The 565-nt window shown below is 74.7% G+C and carries 1 protein-coding gene; it reads right to left on the bottom strand.

Annotated features, from left to right (window positions below; all coding sequences use genetic code 11):
• A partial coding sequence (locus AC13HU_RS38015) for a sensor histidine kinase (protein WP_483046553.1) occupies window positions 1-565 on the bottom strand: 565 nt, incomplete at both ends.

Below are 565 nucleotides of genomic sequence, written 5' to 3' on the forward strand. Positions count from 1 at the left end.
GGGGTGTCGTTCCCGGGCGGGACTCTGTCTCGGTCGGGGTGGGCGCGGTGAGGGGGAGCCGGGCGGCCAGCTCGGTGCCGTGCCCGAGGGTCGATGCGACGGTCAGGGTGCCGCCGAGCTCGTGGACACGCGCTCGCATGGCCTCCAGACCGTAGCCGCCGCTTTCGGGGTCGGGGGCGGCCAGGTCGTCGAGGTCGAAGCCGCGTCCGTCGTCGACGATGGCGAGGGCGATGCTGTCGTCAGCGTAACGGAGAGTGACCTCGGCGGTGGTGGCCTCGGCGTGGTGGACGGTGTTGGCGAGGGCGGACTGGGCGACGCGCAGCAGCGCGACCTCGTGTGCGGTCGGCAGCGGAGCCGGCTCGCCGGCGAGCCGGAAGCGGGCGGTGAGCCGATGGCGGGCGCTGGTCGTGGTGCACAGGCGTTGAAGAGCGTCCGCCAGAGTGGTGCCCTCCAGGGCGGGCGGGGCGAGGGCGGCGACGAAGCGGCGGGCCTCGGCGAGGTTGTCGACGGCGGTCTGGCGGGCCTGGACGACGTAGCGGGAGGCGCTCTGCGGGGTGTCCGGCAA

It is taken from the genome of Streptomyces sp. NH27 (genome assembly GCF_056859195.1).